Raw genomic sequence first — 16,181 nt, 5'->3', positions numbered from 1 at the left:
TAGCTAGCCAGGTAGCTGGTGGCCGGTATTCGGCAGCCAGGCCTTGCTGGCTATAGGCTTCAGTCATTTTTACGCTTAAGCGTTCCTTAAGCCCCCCCTCTGCAAACTCGGCCCCTATTCTGCGGCATCCGTTTCCGGTTGCCGCCACTTCTTCATACAGGAGCCGGATTTTGCCCGTTTTCGACGCCGCGACTGCGGCTACACCCACGGTCATATCGAGCACGGCGTTGCGCCATCTGCGCAGGCTCACGCCCGTTTTCGCGTTGCTCGTCGCCGGTTGCACGTGGTACCACCCTGAGCCGCTTGCACCGCAAAACACGTCGACGTCCGCGCATTCGCTCGAACGTATCCAGATCGATTCGTCGAAGATGCCGCTGCCCGAGCTGGCCGCGCATCGCTTCGATCCGTCCGACGGGCTCGATATCGACGAACTCGCGATGCTCGCGGTCGCCAACAATCCCGATCTCAAACTGTCGCGCGACGACCTCGGCATAGCGCGCGCGCAAGCGTATTCGGCGGGTTTGCTGCCCGATCCGCAACTGAGCGTGTCGAGCGACTATCCAGGCGAGCTCGGCACCACGCGCGCGTTCAACTACGGCCTGAGCATCGACGTGATGGCGATCGTGTTGCGCAGCGCGAATAAACAATCCGCCGACGCCACCGTCGCCAAAACCGATCTCGGCCTGCTCTGGCAGGAATGGCAGATCGTCGCGCAGGCGCGGCAACTGTTCATCAAGACGCGCTTTCAGCAGGACACGTTGCCGCTTCTCCAGCAACAGCGCGACCTCGCGCGTACCCGCTACGAACGCATGGCCGAAGCGCGCCGCGACGGCAACCTGACCGACGACACGCTGACCGCCGCGCTCACCGCTTACAGCGACGCCCGCAAGCAATTCTCCGACGCCGAACGCGCAGCCGAACAGACGCATCACGACCTGAACGCGTTGCTCGGCCTTGCGCCCGAGGTCCGCGTGCAGCTTTCGGGCGACGACCGCATCGAACCGCTCACCGACACGGCACTCGACGCAACACTGCCCGGTCTCGCGCAACGCCGTCCCGATCTGATCGCACTGCAAGCCGGTTATGAGGCACAGGAACAGAAATATCGCGCGGCGATCCTGAGCCAGTTTCCGAGCCTGTCCGTCGGCTTCGTACGCGCACGCGATACGTCGAACATCTACACCAGCGGCTTCCAGATCAACCTGAGCCTGCCGATCTTCAATCGCAATCAGGGCAACGTCGCGATCGAAAAAGCGACCCGTCAGCGCCTGCGCGACGAATATCAAACGCGCTTGAATCAGGCCTATGCGGACGTCGCCCATCTTCGCGCGGACACCGTGATTCTCTCGCGTCAACTTCAGCAGACCGAAGCCGCATTGCCCGATGTTGACCTTGCCGCACAGCACGCCGCTGCGGCCTTCGCCGATCACAACCTCGCACTCGGCGCATACACCGATGCGCAAAGCGCGTCGCTCATCAAACGTATCGACATCGCGACACTGCGCGAATCGCTCGCCGAACAACGCGTTGGCTTGCAGGCGCTGCTAGGCAGTGCGATACCCGACGCCTTCACATCCGCTCAGACCTTCACCGACTCTCATGCGAAATAACCCCTTTCCAGCGATGCGGCCGCGTATCGCCGCAGTCGTCATGTCCGCCGCGGCCTGCAGTGCACTCGCGTACATGACCATCCACGCATCGCCTGCGGCGAGCGCTCCCGCAGCGGCACCCGACGCGTCGAGCCAACCCGTCGTATCCGTGCAAACCGTTCGCGTGCAGCAGGCAACGATTGCGCAACCGGTCCGTGCTTTTGGCATCGTCGCGGCATCCGCATCGAATCTGACGACGGTCAATCTGCCGTACGTCGCGCGGATCGTGCAGATGCGCGTGCAGTCCGGTCAAACGGTGACGCGCGGCACGCCGCTCTTCGCCGTGCAGGCCGACCCAGCCGCCGTCCTCGCTGCGACCCAGGCAAGAAGCGCGGTGACCCTCGCACAGGGCGAACTGGCGCGCACACAGTCGCTGCTCGACAAAGGGCTCGCCACGCAGTCGCAACTCGCGACCGCCCGCAAGGCGCTCGACGATGCACAGCAGGCCAGCGCCGCGCAGAACGAGACCGGCGTCACGAGCGGCAACAAAATCGTGGCCGCGCCGATCGACGGCGTGGTCATGCAACTGTCGGCCGCACAGGGCGACCAGGTGCAGGCGGGCGCGCCAATCCTGCAGCTCGCGGGCGGCAATAGCCGCAATAGCCACGATTTGCGCGCCAACGTGACGCTAGGCGTCGAGCCGTCGGAAGCCGCCTCTATTCATGCGGGCGATTCCGTCACGTTGCGCGGCCTGTCCACCTCGCTCGCGAGAACCACGGCGAACGGCAGCGTGATGCTGGTCGGCGCAGCAGTCAACCAGCAGAGCCAGCTCGTCGACATCGGCGCGAACGTGCCGCTTGCCCAGACGCCGTTCATTCCGGGCACCCGCGTCAGCGCCGATATCGCGACCCGCGCCGGCACGCACTGGATCGTGCCGCGCGCGGCCGTGCTGAAAGACGACAAAGGCGCCTACGTTTTCCAGATTACCCCGCAAAACAAGGCTCGCCGTGTAGCGGTGATCACTCGTGTAGAAAACGGCGACCGCTATGGCGTGGATGGTCCGATCGATGCCGCGCAAGGACTCGTGGTCAGCGGCAACTATGAATTGAAGGACGGCATGGCGGTGCGAACCAGCGGAGGCGCGCCGCAATGAATTTCGGTCAATGGATGCAAACGCACCGGCGTTCGCTGCTGTTCGTGATTGCGCTGCTCGCGATTGCGGGCGCGCTCACCGCGTTCCGTCTGCCGATCTCGCTGTTTCCGAACGTCGCGTTTCCACGCGCCGTCATCTCGCTCGACGCAGGCGACCGCCCCGCCGAACAGATGGCCACACTCGTCACGATGCCGGTCGAAGAAGCGCTGCGGCGGGTGCCGAACGTGCGCGACGTGGAATCGAAAACCAGTCGCGGCGCGGCCGAGATCTCGCTGAACTTCGACTGGGGCACCGACATGGCGCAAGCCACCTTGCAGGCGCAGGCGGCGCTCAGCGAAATTCTCGCGACGCTGCCGCAAGGCACCTCGATGCAGGTCCGGCGCATGGACCCGACGGTGTTTCCGGTGCTCGCCTACAGCCTCACGTCGACGCAGCAGTCGCTATCGGCTCTGCACGATCTGGCGCAATTCCAGATGCGGCCTCTGCTGTCGTCGGTGGAAGGCGTGGCGCGGGTCGATGTGACGGGCGGCGCTCAGGACGAGTTCGAAGTCGCCGTCGATCCCGCGCGCCTCGCCGCGTACAAGCTGTCGCTCGCGGATGTATCGAAGGCGATCGGCGCGAGCAACGTGCTGATGGCGAACGGCCGTATCGAAGATCACGACAAGCTGTATCTCGTGATTACCAACACCACCATCACGCAACTCGACGAACTGCGCAACGTGGTAGTGTCCGCGAACGGCGCGACGCAAATCCGTCTCGGCGACATCGCCACCGTTCGCCAGGGCGTGATGCCGCAATGGCTGCGCGTCACCGCCGACGGCCAGGACGCCGTGCTGCTCAACGTGTATCAGCAGCCCGGCGCGAACAGCGTGGCGATGGCGCAGGCGATCCGCGCGAAGATCGCCGACTTTCAGCATCAGATGCCGCCCGGCGTGCATCTGTCGAACTGGTACGACCAGAGCGAACTGGTGATCGCGTCGGCCACCAGCGTGCGCGACGCGATCATGATCGGCGTGGTGCTGGCCGCGTTGACCCTGTTCGTGTTTCTGCGCAACTGGAAGATCACCGCGATCGCGGTTGCGCTGGTGCCGGTCGTGATGGCCGCGACCATCCTGTTGCTCGACGTGTTCGGCATGGGCTTCAACATCATGACGCTGGGCGGGATGGCGGCGGCGGTGGGCCTCGTCATCGACGATGCGATCGTGATGATCGAACATATCGTGCGACGCATGCGCGAAGGCGGATCACGCGCGTTTCATGGCCGCGTGATGGCCGCCGCGCTCGAATTCACACGGCCGTTGGCGGGATCGTCGGCGGCGACGTTGATCATCTTCGTGCCGCTGGCATTTTTGTCCGGCGTGACCGGCGCGTTCTTCAAGGCGCTGTCGGTGACGATGGCAAGCGCGCTGTTCATTTCGTTTCTCGTCACGTGGCTCGCGGTGCCGATTCTGTGCGACCGCTGGCTCAAACCGAAGGACGCCGAGGAGCATGCGGAAACGCGCTTCGCGTCGTGGATGAACCGGCGCTATGCATTCCTCGTCGAGCGCGTCACCGCCCGGCCGCTGCTCGTGCTGATCGGCCTCGTGCCGCTGATCGTGGTCGCCGCCATCGCGTTCACGCGAGTCGGCAGCGGCTTCATGCCGACCATGGACGAAGGCGGCTTCGTGCTCGACTACCACACGGAACCGGGCACGTCGATCACCGAGACGGACCGGCTGATGAAGCAGATCGAGGCCATCGTCCGCGCGAATCCGAATGTCGCAACTTACTCGCGTCGAACCGGAGCGGGCCTGGGTGGCGATCTGAACGAACCGAACAAGGGCGACTTTTTTGTCCGATTGAAGTCGGGCAATCGTGAACCGATCGACACCGTGATGGAAGAAATCCGCTCGCAGGTCGAGACTCAGGTGCCCGGCGTCAGCGTCGAACTCGCGCAGTTGATGGAAGATCTGATCGGCGACCTGACGGCCGTCCCGCAACCCGTGCAGATCAAGATTTTCTCCGACGACCAGAACACGCTCGATACCACCGCGCGCAAAGTCGCGGCCCGCATCGGCCAGATTCAGGGCGTGGTGGATGTGAACGACGGCATCAATCCCGCCGGTGATGCGCTCGAATTGCACATCCTGCCCGCCGCGGCCGCAGCCGAAGGCATGGACCCGCAATCGATCGCACAGGCCGTATCGGACATGGTCGAAGGCAACGTTGCGACGCAGTTCCAGAACGGCCCGAAAACGGTCGGCGTGCGCGTGCGGGTGGACGGCGCGTTGAAACTGACGGATACGCAACTCGGCCAGTTGCAGATACGCGCGCCGGACGGCCATCTGTTCGCCCTGAACCGCGTGGCCGATCAGATCAAGGTGACAGGTCAGCCGGAAATCAGCCGCGACAATCTGAAACGGATGGTGGCAGTCACTGCACGTATCGACGGACGCGATCTGGGCTCGACCATCGCCGACGTAGAGAAAGCGCTCGGCGACAAGAGCCTGTTACCTACCGGCGTGTACTACGAGCTGGGCGGTTTGTATCAGCAGCAGCAGATTGCGTTCAAGGGCTTGCTGACGGTGTTCGGCGCGGCGATTGCGCTCGTGTTCGGCTTGCTGCTGTTTCTGTACGAACGCTTTCGCGTCGCGCTGGCGGTGATGGCGATGCCCTTGCTCGCAGCGGGCGCGGTGTTCATCGGCTTATGGATCACCGGCATCGAGTTGAACATCTCCGCCATGATGGGCATGACGATGATTATCGGCATCGTCACCGAGGTCGCGATTTTCTACGTGTCGGAATTGCAGTCGCTGGTGCGTGAGGAAATGCCGTTCGATGAGGCATTGTTGAGCGCGGGCCGCAATCGTCTGCGCCCTATCGCGATGACGACGATTGCCGCGATTCTCGCGTTGCTGCCGCTGGCATTCGCGCTCGGGCAAGGTTCGGCGATGCAGCAGCCGCTGGCGATTGCGATTATCTCCGGGTTGATCGTGCAGTTGCCGCTGGTGCTGTTGTTGCTGCCGGTTTTGCTGAAGCTGCTGATGAAGAAGCAGGCGATCTAACGCGTGTTGTTTAGCCACCTGCACGTTCGCGGCGCGCTGCCGTGAACGTGCACGTGGCTCACGTATGGCACGCTACATCGACGCCGGTCACATCAGTACGTCGGCGAATCCGCCGAGCCTCGCGCCCAGCGAGTCAATCGCCGCAGCCACCCTCGGCGATAACAACGCGTGCAATTCATCGGCATGCCGGTAATCGCGCATGCCGTCACTCAGCGCGGTGTCGCCCGGCAATGCAGGGTGGCAATAAATCTCGCCCACACCTTCGGGCAAACCGGCAAGCGCCGCGAGCCATGCCGCCTCGTCCATCCGTCCCGTGTGCGTGATACCGACCACATAGTCGTTGTGGACGATTCCAGCGCGATCGAGACGCGCCCTCACCTGCGCGATCCACGGCCTCAACCACAGCGACGCATCGGGCTCGAACGGCAAACGCATCGCCGTCATGCCGTAGTCGCGGCCAATCGCGAGAATCATTCCGAGCACCGTCGGATGCAGATGAAAATGCTTGTGTGTGTTGACGTGGTCGAGAGTCAGCCCGGTTCGCGCAAACGCGTCGAACTGCGCGCGGATCTCGCGGGCCAGCTGTTTTCGCACATGAGGCAGGAAGAAAAACCGCACGCCGTCGCGCACCATGTTGTCGCCGAAACGGCCATGTTCGTCGAGCAGCGCACGAATCGCCGTGCGCGGCATCAGCGCCGCGCCGTCAGCCAGCACCAGATGCAGGCCGACCCGCAAATGCGGCAGATCGCGCGCGCGTGCCACTGCATCGCGCGCAGCGGGTGCGCCGATCATCAGGCTCGCGGCGCTCAGCACGCCATCGCGATGCGCGCGTTCGACCGCCAGATTCACGCGCTGGTGCAAGCCGAAATCGTCGGCGGTGACGATGAGGCCGCGCGGCTTAATTTCCATCGGAAGCCTCCATGGCGTCCATTGCGGTCAGACGTCCATTGCGTGCATCGAACACATTGAGTGTGGGCGACGTATCGACCGGCACGCGCGCGCCGCGCCACATCACATGCGAACCGGTCCACGCGCTCAGCCATTGCAACATCAGCAGCAGATCGCGTAACGGCACAAGCGGCAGATCGCGCCAGAACCGCTGCTGATGACGCGCTGCACGCAGGTGCAGCAGCAAACGCGCGGCCAGTCCGCCTGCCGCGATCCCGGTACTCAGGAGCGCGGCGGCGATGTGCGGATGGCCGCACGGGCCGGCCGACAGCAGTCCGGTCAGCCACGCGCCGGCCAGCAGCCACGGCGTCGTGAACGTGATCAGCAACGACGCGAATCCCGGCGGATTCACCGAGCGGATCGTGCGCAGCCAGCGCGTCTCGCGCTGCCATAGCGCGGTAAAAGTCGGCTCGATCACATCGGTGGCGACCATCACGCGCGACAGCACCGTTTGCAGGCCGAGCGCGCGGACGTGCTCGGCGAGCCAGTAGTCGTCGGCGAGACAGTTTTTCAGCGCGTCGAAACCGCCGATGCGTTCGAGCGTCGCGCGCCGCAACGCGAGGGTCGCGCCGAAACCGAAACGGCGCGAACCCATCGCATGCGCGACACGCACCGACGGAGCAAACCATTCGTTGATGAAAAGCGCGCCCACACGCGGCCAGAAGCCGCCCACGCCCTCCGCGACGTACAGACAGGTGACGACGCCTACGCGCGGGTCCGCGAGCGGCGCAGCGACGCTATCGAGATAATCGGCTTCGACGGCGATGTCGCTATCGGCGATCACGATCAGATCGTGCCGCGCATGCTCCGCCATGTTGATCAGATTGCTGACCTTGAGATTGCTGCCATGCACGCGCGGATCGACGGCCAGTTCGATGTCGTGTGCCGGATAGGCGGCCTGCAGCCGGCGCACCACGGCAATCGCCGGATCATCGGGCGACGACACGCCGAGCACCAGCTGAAAGTGCCGGTGCCGCTGCTCGCAAAAGGTCCGCAGATTTTCATAGAGACGCGGCTCCGCGCCGCACAGCGGTTTGAGCACGCTGACGCCGACCTGCGCAAATGAACCTGACGTTGGCGAGCAGGTTGCGCTGGAATCGTAGCGGGAGTGTGGTGCGGAGAAACCGGACGAACGACGCCGGCCGGCAAGTGTGCGATGTGTGCGGCGGGGGCCGAAAAACGGCATCGCTACCGCTGCGAAAACCGCGTACAGCGTCGCGCACATGCAGCCGGCCAGCAGAATCCATTCGCATGCCGTCAAAGCGTGCGCCGCCATTGTCCGCGCCTGTCAATGTCCGGCCAGCACGAACGGCTTACCTGTCAGCCGTAAATGAAGAATGACGAGCCAGCGCCGCGGACAATCGGCGTCTACCGCGAATTCGACCGGCCATGCGGCCCGGTTGACCGGCATCGTGTGATGTTTTTCCACAGCGGATTCGAAGGCGGCCTGCGCGAATTCGCGCGCAGCGATGACTCCACCGAGGATCACCACGATCGCAAACAGCCTGAACGACGTGGAGCCGAAGAATTGCTGCGACACCGGCAACACCAGCAGCGCGACGCAGACCAGCGCTTCCGTGCCCACGGCAGTGAGCGAAGCAACCAGCAGATGGGCTCGCAGCATGTCGACGGTGACTGTTTTCATAACAGAAGTCTCGTGACCTGACGGGATGCTTGGCGCGTTGATCAACGCGATTCGTCGAGGCGATTGGCCGGAATAAAACTCCGTGCCCACGCTATCGACATACTTTCAATCACGCCGCGACAACCTGACAAAACACCTGTTTCATCTGTTCGGAAAAAGGCCGCGCGACTGGGGTCTATTGAGGGGCGATAGTATCGATTCAAGCTGAAGGAAACCTTAAGCATCCGCGTGTTAAAACGCTCACTGAACAGGATGGTTCAACTCAGGATCCAGCAGTCGGCACTTGCATAAAAGTGCTTACCGTTGTGCAATAAACATCAAAACGGAATCCCCACCCATGCGCGTACTTCTCGTAGAAGACGACGATCTGATCGGCTGCGGTATCGAAGCCGGGATGCGTCAAGCCGGCTTCACGGTCGACTGGGCGCGCGACGGCCACAAGGCCGGACTTGCGCTCACCACCACCGTTTATGCACTGGTCATTCTCGACCTCGGTTTGCCTCGTGTATCGGGCATGGAATTGCTCAGACGTCTGCGCGATTCCGGCAAGGACGTGCCGGTGCTCGTACTGACCGCGAAAGGCACGGTGGTCGACCGGGTCGGCGGACTCGAAGCGGGCGCCGACGACTATCTCGGCAAGCCCTTCGATCTCACCGAACTGATCGCGCGTTGCCGCGCCCTGCTGCGGCGCGCGCAAGGCCGCAGTGTCGAGTTGATCCGCTATCAGGATCTGACCGTCAATCCGGCTGCGCAGACGGTCGAGGTATCCGGCACGCGCGTGCCGCTCACGTCGCGCGAATGGGCGGTGCTGATGCAGTTGCTGACCCACCAGGGCATTCCGCAATCGCGCTCGCGGCTCGAAGAAAGCCTGTATGGCTGGCAGGAAGAAATCGAAAGCAATGCGATCGAGGTCCACGTGTCCAACCTGCGCAAAAAGCTCGGCGCGACGCTGATCAGAACGGTGCGCAATATCGGCTACGTCGTGGAGAAACTGTGATGGGCGCGTCGATCCGCCGACGCCTGGTGCTGCTGGTTCTCGCCAGCATCGTGCTGTGCTGGGGAATCGCGCTGGTGTCCAGTTATCGCCAGGCCACCCGCGAGCTCGGCGAATGGGAAGATGCGCGCATCGCCGAACTCGCGCAGATTCTCGCGCTGCTCGACCAGCACAATCTGATCACGCTCGCGAACGCGCGCATCGACGTGCGTGAAGAAGAAAAAGGCGGCGAGCCGGGTGCCAACGATCTCGACGACGACGACTCGTTGCCGCGCGATGCGCTGTTCCAGGTGCGCAACGCGAACGGCGACATTCTCGCGGGCAGCCCGCCGTTGCATGCGCTGAACGCATGGGACCTGCCGGTGCCGCCGGTCAGCGGCGCGCGCGACATTACGCTCGGCGGCCAGATGTATCACTCGTTCACGTTGCGCGACACCGCGCTCGGCCATACCGTGCGCGTCTTCGAACCCGCCAATACGCGTAGCGATCTGGTGAGCGGCGTCGCCAGCCGGATCGCGCGGCCCACGCTCGTCGCGTTGCCGCTGCTCGCGCTGCTGGTGTGGTTCAGTATCGGCTGGAGTCTCGCGCCGCTGAAGGTGCTGTCCAACGCCATCCGCTCGCGCGACATCCACCGGATGGAGCCGGTCGACATCGGCCACGTGCCGACCGAGGTGCGGCCGCTGGTCGACGCGATCAATCTGATGCTGTCGCGCTTGCTGAACGCACTGGAACGCGAGCGCGCATTTACCGCCGACGCCGCGCATGAACTGAAGACGCCGCTCGCCGCGATCAAGGTGCAGGCGCAGGTCGCGCTCGCCGAACCGGACACCGCATTGCAGCGGCTCGCCATGCAGCGGGTGGTGCAAGGTGTGGATCGCAGCGCGCGGCTCGCGGAGCAATTGCTGCTGCTGGCGCGTCTGGACGTGCAGGAGAAATTGTCGGCGGTGCCGCTCAAGCCCGCGACTGTCGCGAAGAACGCGCTGCTGGCCAATGAGCGCAACGCGCAGCAGAAGAGCATCAGCGTGATGCTGATGGGCGACATGCGCGCCGAAATCTATGCGGAGCCGGTGCTGATCGGCATTCTGCTCGACAACCTGCTCGATAACGCGATCAAGTACGGACGCACGGGCGGCAATATCGAGGTCGCCGTGCAACATGCGGACGACCGCGTGCAGGTCACCGTGCGTGACGACGGCCCCGGCGTGGCGGCCGACGACCTCGCGCGTCTGACGAACCGCTTTTTTCGTGCGACAGGGAATCAGGCTACCGGGAGCGGTTTGGGGTTGTCGATTGTCGCGCGCATCGCCGAACATTTTGGCGCGAGCCTGCGCATGGGAGCGGGTATTGGCGAGCGCGGCCTGGCGGTCGAGGTGTCGTTTCCGGCCTATGCGCCGGTGCAGCAGTGAACCGAACGGACAATGCCCGGCAAGCTCAATGGCGATGACTCTCGCCGGCCACCGTTTGCTCCGCCATCTCCACCCGCGCCTCCCTCTGCCCACCGCTGGAAGCGCGGTTCGACGACTCGAAAAACTGCCACGCCACCAGCCCGGGAACGAACATCAGCAGATCGCGAATCCGCCGCGCACCGGCGAGTGCGAGACAGGTGGGCGCATCGAGTCCGAGCGCGCCGCCGATCAGGATGAACCCGCCCTCCTGCACGCCCAGACCGCCCGGCACAAAGAACGCCGCGCTGCTGACCGCCTGGATCAGCGATTCGATCACCACGGCTTCGACGAGTGTGACGGGCGCGCCGAGGAAATACAGCGCAAGCCAGATTTCCAGCGACGTCAGGAAGCTTTGCAGCGGCTGCCAGAAGAACAGATAGCGCAACACCACCGCGCGGCGACGCCAGATCAGCCGGATGGCCTGATCGATCTGCGCGGATTGCCCGACGAGAGCGGCGAGCTTGCCGCTCGTCATCCGGTTGAGCACGCGGGTGATGCGCTCGAACGGACTCGCATGCTGCACGAGCGCGAACAGCACCAGCAATGGAGTGAGCACCACGACGCCCCACGCGAGTTGTCCGGCGAGCCGCAACGTGCCGGACTGCGCATGCGCGAACAGAAAGCCGATGCCGACCATCGTGAACAGCAACTGGCTGATGACCGTGAGCTGCATGTCGACGACGATGCTGCCCACCGCCGTCGACGGTTTCACGCCCCAGCGCCTGAGCATGCGGAACGACACGACTTCGCCGCCGATCCGCGCGACCGGCAGCATGCTGTTGACCGACTCGCGCACCCACACCAGATGCAGCATCCTGCCGATGCCGGGCCGGTTTGCGCCGCGAATCAGCGAGCGCCAGTCGATGGCATTCGCGAGCATCGGCAGCACGTGAACCAGCGCTGCCAGCACGAGGCCCGCGCCAGCCGCGCGCAGTGCGCCGAGTACCGCGCCAGGGTTGCTCTGCCACACGAGCCACAGCGACAGCACCAGACCGGCAAGCGCGGCGAAGCGGCCAAGATGTTTCATCACGCGGACACCTCGCGCGCGCGTTGCTCTGCGATTGCCGCCGTCCTCTTTGTGGAACGCGGTCGTTCAGAAAACCCATGCATCATTGCCAATCCAGCCTGCCATTCATATCTGTTCGACCTGTTCGTCCTGCGTGGCCGACAACAGGCCGTCGCCGTCCACCTTGAAACAGAAGCCTCGCCAGATCACCCGCGACGACCAGAAGCTCGCGACAAAAATCGCAAACGATACGAGGTCCCACAGCGGCAGCAGCCACAGGTCGCGATGCGGTTGCCGCAATGCGCGGTCCAGCAGCAGCTTCAGCGTGAGCCGCGCGCACATCGCCGCGAACGCGAGTTGCCACGCCCACAGCATGCCGCCCGAAAACGCGACGGCCAGCAACGCGAACGCGAGCGGATGAATCAGCGCCGAGCCGAAATGACCGAGCGGATCGATACGCCGGATCGTCCGGCTCCAGCGCAGTTCATGCGAGATCAACTGCGTCGCGCTCGATTCGACGCACGCATGCGAAATCGTGAACGGCGGAATCACCACCTTTTCGCCGATCTGGCGTACAGCTTCGCCGATTGCGTGATCGTCGGCGAGATGCCGCACGAACGGCATGAAGCCGCCGATTTTGTCGAGCGTATCGCGGCGCATCGCGATGGTCTGTCCGAAACACGGACGCGCGAGGCCGAGCGCGAGTCCGGTCACGACGCTGGGTAAAAACTGGTAGTTGGTGGCCTTGGCCGACATGCGCGGCCAGAAACCCGGATCGGGTTGTCCGCGATACACGCAGGTGACGAGCCCCACGTCAGGCTTCTGCAATTCGCCGATCACGTTGCGCAGGTAATCGGGCGCGACGCTCACGTCGCTATCGGCGAACACCAGCACGTCGTGCAGCGCATGCGGCAGCATGTTGACGATATTGCTGATCTTGCGATTGGGACCGTAAAGGCGCGCATCGGCGATCACGGTAATGTCCGCCTTGGGATGCAGCCGCCGCAGTTCCTCGACGGCTTGCAGCGCAGGGTCGGTCGAATCGTGTACGCCAAACAGAAATTGCACAGGACCAGGATAGTCCTGCTGACAGAAGCTCGCCAGATTGGCGAGCAATGCCCACTCGGTGCCATGCAGCGGCTTGACGATCGTCACCGGTGGATAGCTGGCCGGCTGCGCCACCGGCCGCCTGAAAAAACGCCCGATCAGCACACCGGTCAGCGCGGTGTACCCGAGCCCGAAGACCGCGCCCGCCGCGCACGCGTAACCCAACGTGACGGCGAGCAGGTGCGTGGCGCTCACGCCTCGTGTGCGCGCAGGAAACGGAAGAATTCGACGCCTTCACGCAAGCGCCGCTTCATCATGTCCCAACTCGTCAGCATCTCGCGCAGGATTTCCCAGATCTTCGATGGACGGAAATAGAAACGTTTATAGAAGTTCTCGAGCTGGTGATACATCTCGTCGCGCGACAGATCCGGATAGCCGATCGCCGCGAGTTGCACGCCTTTCTTGCTGACGAGATTGATGACCTTGTTCTCTTCGAGCCAACCGCTTTCCACTGCCTGCTTATACAACGTGGTGCCCGGATAAGGCGCGGCGAGCGACACCTGGATGGTCAGCGGATTGATCTCTTTCGCGTACTCGATGGTCTTCTGGATTGTTTCCGGCGTCTCGCCCGGCAGACCCAGAATAAAAGTGCCATGAACCTTGATGCCGAGCGTGCGGCAGTCTTTCGCAAAACGACGCGCGATATCGGTGCGCAAGCCCTTTTTCACGTTCAGCAGAATCTGGTCGTCGCCCGATTCATAGCCGACCAGCAGCAGACGCAGACCGTTTTCCTTCATGATCTTCAACGTCGCGAAGGGCACGTTTGCCTTGGCGTTGCAGGACCACGTCACGCCGAGCTTGCCCATGCCGCGGGCAATTTCCTCAGCTCGCGGCTTGAAGTCGGTGAAGGTGTCGTCGTCGAACATGATCTCCTTGACTTCGGGCATGTTGTCGCGAATCCACTTCACTTCTTCCAGCACGTTTTCGACCGAACGCACGCGATAGCGATGACCGCCGACGGTTTGCGGCCACAGGCAGAACGTGCATTTCGAACGGCAGCCACGGCCCGTATAGAGCGAGATATACGGATGTTTCAGGTAGCCGTTGAAGTAGTTCTTGATCGTCAGATCGCGCTTGTAAATTGGTGCTACAAACGGCAGTTCGTCCATGTTCTCGAGGATCGGACGTGCTTCGTTATGCTCGATCGATCCATCGGCGTTGCGATAACTGAGGCCCTTGATGTCGGCGAACGGCTTGCCTTCCGAGACTTCCTTGCACGTGAAGTCGAATTCTTCGCGGCCCACGAAGTCGATGGCGTCGCTCGCGGTCAGCGAGTTATGCGGATCAACTGCGACCTTTGCGCCGACCATGCCAATCAGTAGCGAGGGCTTGCGCTTCTTGAGGTCTTCGGCGAATAAAGCGTCGGTGGGAAACGACGGTGTGCTGGTGTGAATGACCACCAGATCGTATTGCTGTGCAATGTCTAGCGTTTGTTCGACGGACAGGCCGTCTGCGGTGGCGTCGAGTACGCGGCTGTCGGCGATGAGTGCGGCGGGCTGCGCAAGCCACGTGGGATACCAGAACGAGCGGACTTCACGCTTGGCCTGGTAGCGCGAACCCGCACCACCGTCGAAGCCGTCATACGACGGCGCCTGCAAGAACAGAGTTTTCATGGACGCTCCAGCAAGCCTGTTAGGCGCTTTTCAGTTTTCTGGGGAAGAAACTTTCGAAACTATTGCCCCGCATGGATGCGAGAAGGTGGCGCAAATAGTACGGAGCGAAGCTGAAGGAAACCTTAACAATCATACTGCGTTCCGACGGCAAACGGCATTCTTCTAATGGTTCGTTTTTAGTGGCGGATTCATGCTGCAGTCATATTAGTAGGCGCCAAAATAAATCGCGCCACACGTTTGAGAAGATTATGAAGATTGGGAATCGCGCATGAATTAACTGCGCTGCGAAGCCTGGTGTCTGCTCGCGCTTATCGTGCTTACCGCGTTTACCATTAGGCGGGCAGAGATTGAATCAGCCTCTATTCATATGCCGCAGGTTGAACCCAGCTTGAACCTGGCGTTCTGCCCGATTCCGCCATAGCGTCCAATCTGCTTTGATTGTGCGTTTTTATTGGTTCAGTTTCGCTTACGCTTTCACTACATTGAGCGGTCACTACTCAACAATAGACCAGGACCGTTCAATGATCTTCTCGCGGGACACGGCACGCTTGCCGCATTCATCTTCGGGCTCTTCGGGTTTTTCACGCGCGCGGTATGCGGGCTTTCGCACCGGCTTCGCATCGCTTCTCATTGCCGCTACGTCCACGCTCGCTCTTCTCGCGCCCACTATTGCGCGCGCTGCGCCGCCCGCAGAATTGAAACTCGACTACGCGTACTACTCGCCGGAAAGCCTGGTAATCAAACGCAATGGCTGGCTCGAACAGGCACTCGCGCCGCAGCATACGGAAGTCAAATGGGTGCTGAGTCTCGGCAGCAATCGCGCACTGGAGTACCTGAATAGCGGCGCAATCGATATCGGTTCGACCGCCGGACTCGCCGCAGTACTCGCCAGGGCGAACGGCAATCCGATTCGCGCGGTGTATGTTTTCTCGCGCCCTGAATGGACCGCGCTCGTCGTGCGCAAGGATTCTCCGATCAAAACGCTCGCGGACCTCAAAGGCAAGAAGATCGCCGCGACCAAGGGCACCGATCCGTTCCTGTTCACGCTACGCGCATTGCATACCGCAGACCTCTCGCGCGACGACGTGGAGATCGTCAATCTCCAGCATCCCGATGGCCGCACCGCTTTGGCGAACGGTCAGGTCGACGCATGGGCCGGACTCGATCCGCACATGGCCGCCGCGCAGATCGACGACGGCGCGAAGCTGCTTTATCGCAATGTCGATTTCAACACCTGGGGCCTGCTCGACGCTCGCGAAGATTTCATTCACGACCATCCCGAAACGCTCGTGCAAGTGTTGAAGGTCTATGAAAAGGCGCGCGCGTGGATCGCCGCGCATCCCGACGAAACCGCGAAGATCGTCGCCGAGGAATCGAAGCTGTCGTTGCCGGTCGCGAAGCTGCAATTGAGCCGCAACGATTTCAGCCATCCGCAACCGGGTGCGCAGCAACTCACCGCGCTCAAGGCAGCCGCGCCGATTCTCGTGCAGGAACAACTGGTGAAGCCGGGCACGGACCTGAATCAGGTAATCGACGCGCTGATCGACGTGCAGGCGGCGCAACCCGTGATCGCAGCAAACGCCAAGTGAGATGGCGCGCGTTACTGCTTCGACTCCTTGCATCTGACTCGCTGATCT

Annotated in this window: 12 protein-coding genes; 6 read left to right on the top strand and 6 right to left on the bottom strand. The window is 62.7% G+C overall.

Annotation, left to right across the window (positions count from 1 at the left end; translation table 11 throughout):
* Nucleotides 1–170 precede the first annotated feature (170 nt).
* Genes ABH945_RS06030 through ABH945_RS06020 form a run of 3 tightly spaced genes read left to right on the top strand, consistent with a single transcriptional unit; the run spans nt 171 to nt 5,786 of the window.
* The gene (locus ABH945_RS06030) at nt 171–1,610 is read left to right on the top strand and encodes a TolC family protein (RefSeq protein ID WP_429249994.1); all 1,440 of its coding nucleotides are present in this window, start codon (nt 171–173) and stop codon (nt 1,608–1,610) included.
* Between the two features lie 40 nt (nt 1,611–1,650).
* A complete protein-coding gene (locus tag ABH945_RS06025) occupies nt 1,651–2,742 on the top strand; it encodes an efflux RND transporter periplasmic adaptor subunit (RefSeq protein ID WP_429249993.1) in 1,092 nt (363 codons plus the stop codon).
* Nucleotides 2,739–5,786: an efflux RND transporter permease subunit gene (locus tag ABH945_RS06020; RefSeq protein ID WP_429249992.1), complete on the top strand. Its 3,048-nt coding sequence runs from the start codon at nt 2,739–2,741 to the stop codon at nt 5,784–5,786. Before ABH945_RS06025 ends, ABH945_RS06020 begins: the two co-directional genes overlap by 4 nt.
* Before the next feature lie 87 nt (nt 5,787–5,873).
* Here the strand turns inward: ABH945_RS06020 and hpnK are convergent, their stop codons facing one another.
* The 3 genes from hpnK to ABH945_RS06005 are packed head-to-tail and all read right to left on the bottom strand — an operon-like array spanning nt 5,874 to nt 8,379.
* The gene (gene hpnK / locus ABH945_RS06015; protein WP_429249991.1) at nt 5,874–6,695 is read right to left on the bottom strand and encodes a hopanoid biosynthesis-associated protein HpnK; all 822 of its coding nucleotides are present in this window, start codon (nt 6,693–6,695) and stop codon (nt 5,874–5,876) included.
* Nucleotides 6,685–8,010, bottom strand: coding sequence for a bacteriohopanetetrol glucosamine biosynthesis glycosyltransferase HpnI (gene hpnI / locus ABH945_RS06010; RefSeq protein WP_429249990.1), 1,326 nt, complete (start codon nt 8,008–8,010; stop codon nt 6,685–6,687). Before hpnI (ABH945_RS06010) ends, hpnK begins: the two co-directional genes overlap by 11 nt.
* 12 nt (nt 8,011–8,022) lie before the next feature.
* Entirely contained in the window at nt 8,023–8,379 is a 357-nt protein-coding gene (locus ABH945_RS06005; RefSeq protein WP_074764097.1) for a hypothetical protein, read from the bottom strand.
* 337 nt (nt 8,380–8,716) lie between these two features.
* Between ABH945_RS06005 and ABH945_RS06000 the strand changes: the two genes are divergently transcribed.
* Nucleotides 8,717–9,376 carry a response regulator gene (locus ABH945_RS06000; RefSeq protein WP_074764098.1) on the top strand — a complete coding sequence of 220 codons (660 nt, stop codon included), beginning with the start codon at nt 8,717–8,719 and terminating at the stop codon, nt 9,374–9,376.
* On the top strand, nt 9,373–10,779 hold the full coding sequence (locus ABH945_RS05995; protein ID WP_429249989.1) for an ATP-binding protein: 1,407 nt from the start codon (nt 9,373–9,375) through the stop codon (nt 10,777–10,779). Before ABH945_RS06000 ends, ABH945_RS05995 begins: the two co-directional genes overlap by 4 nt.
* A gap of 25 nt (nt 10,780–10,804) precedes the next feature.
* On the opposite strand, the gene ABH945_RS05990 is transcribed toward ABH945_RS05995, so the two are convergent.
* The 3 genes from ABH945_RS05990 to hpnJ form a co-directional block, all read right to left on the bottom strand.
* Complete coding sequence (locus tag ABH945_RS05990; protein WP_429250373.1) at nt 10,805–11,845, bottom strand: lysylphosphatidylglycerol synthase domain-containing protein; 1,041 nt, start codon at nt 11,843–11,845, stop codon at nt 10,805–10,807.
* 105 nt (nt 11,846–11,950) lie between these two features.
* Entirely contained in the window at nt 11,951–13,126 is a 1,176-nt protein-coding gene (gene hpnI / locus ABH945_RS05985) for a bacteriohopanetetrol glucosamine biosynthesis glycosyltransferase HpnI (protein WP_429249988.1), read from the bottom strand.
* Complete coding sequence (gene hpnJ / locus ABH945_RS05980; protein WP_074764102.1) at nt 13,123–14,544, bottom strand: hopanoid biosynthesis associated radical SAM protein HpnJ; 1,422 nt, start codon at nt 14,542–14,544, stop codon at nt 13,123–13,125. Before hpnJ ends, hpnI (ABH945_RS05985) begins: the two co-directional genes overlap by 4 nt.
* Before the next feature lie 521 nt (nt 14,545–15,065).
* On the opposite strand from hpnJ, the gene ABH945_RS05975 reads away from it, so the two are divergent.
* Complete coding sequence (locus ABH945_RS05975; RefSeq protein WP_429249987.1) at nt 15,066–16,133, top strand: aliphatic sulfonate ABC transporter substrate-binding protein; 1,068 nt, start codon at nt 15,066–15,068, stop codon at nt 16,131–16,133.
* Nucleotides 16,134–16,181: the final 48 nt, after the last annotated feature.

The sequence above is a fragment of the Paraburkholderia sp. GAS333 genome (assembly GCF_050435665.1).
In the GTDB taxonomy this organism is placed as follows: domain Bacteria; phylum Pseudomonadota; class Gammaproteobacteria; order Burkholderiales; family Burkholderiaceae; genus Paraburkholderia; species Paraburkholderia fungorum_A.
The sequence above is the reverse complement of the archived record's forward strand: the minus strand, read 5'-3'. Positions and strand labels throughout refer to the sequence as shown.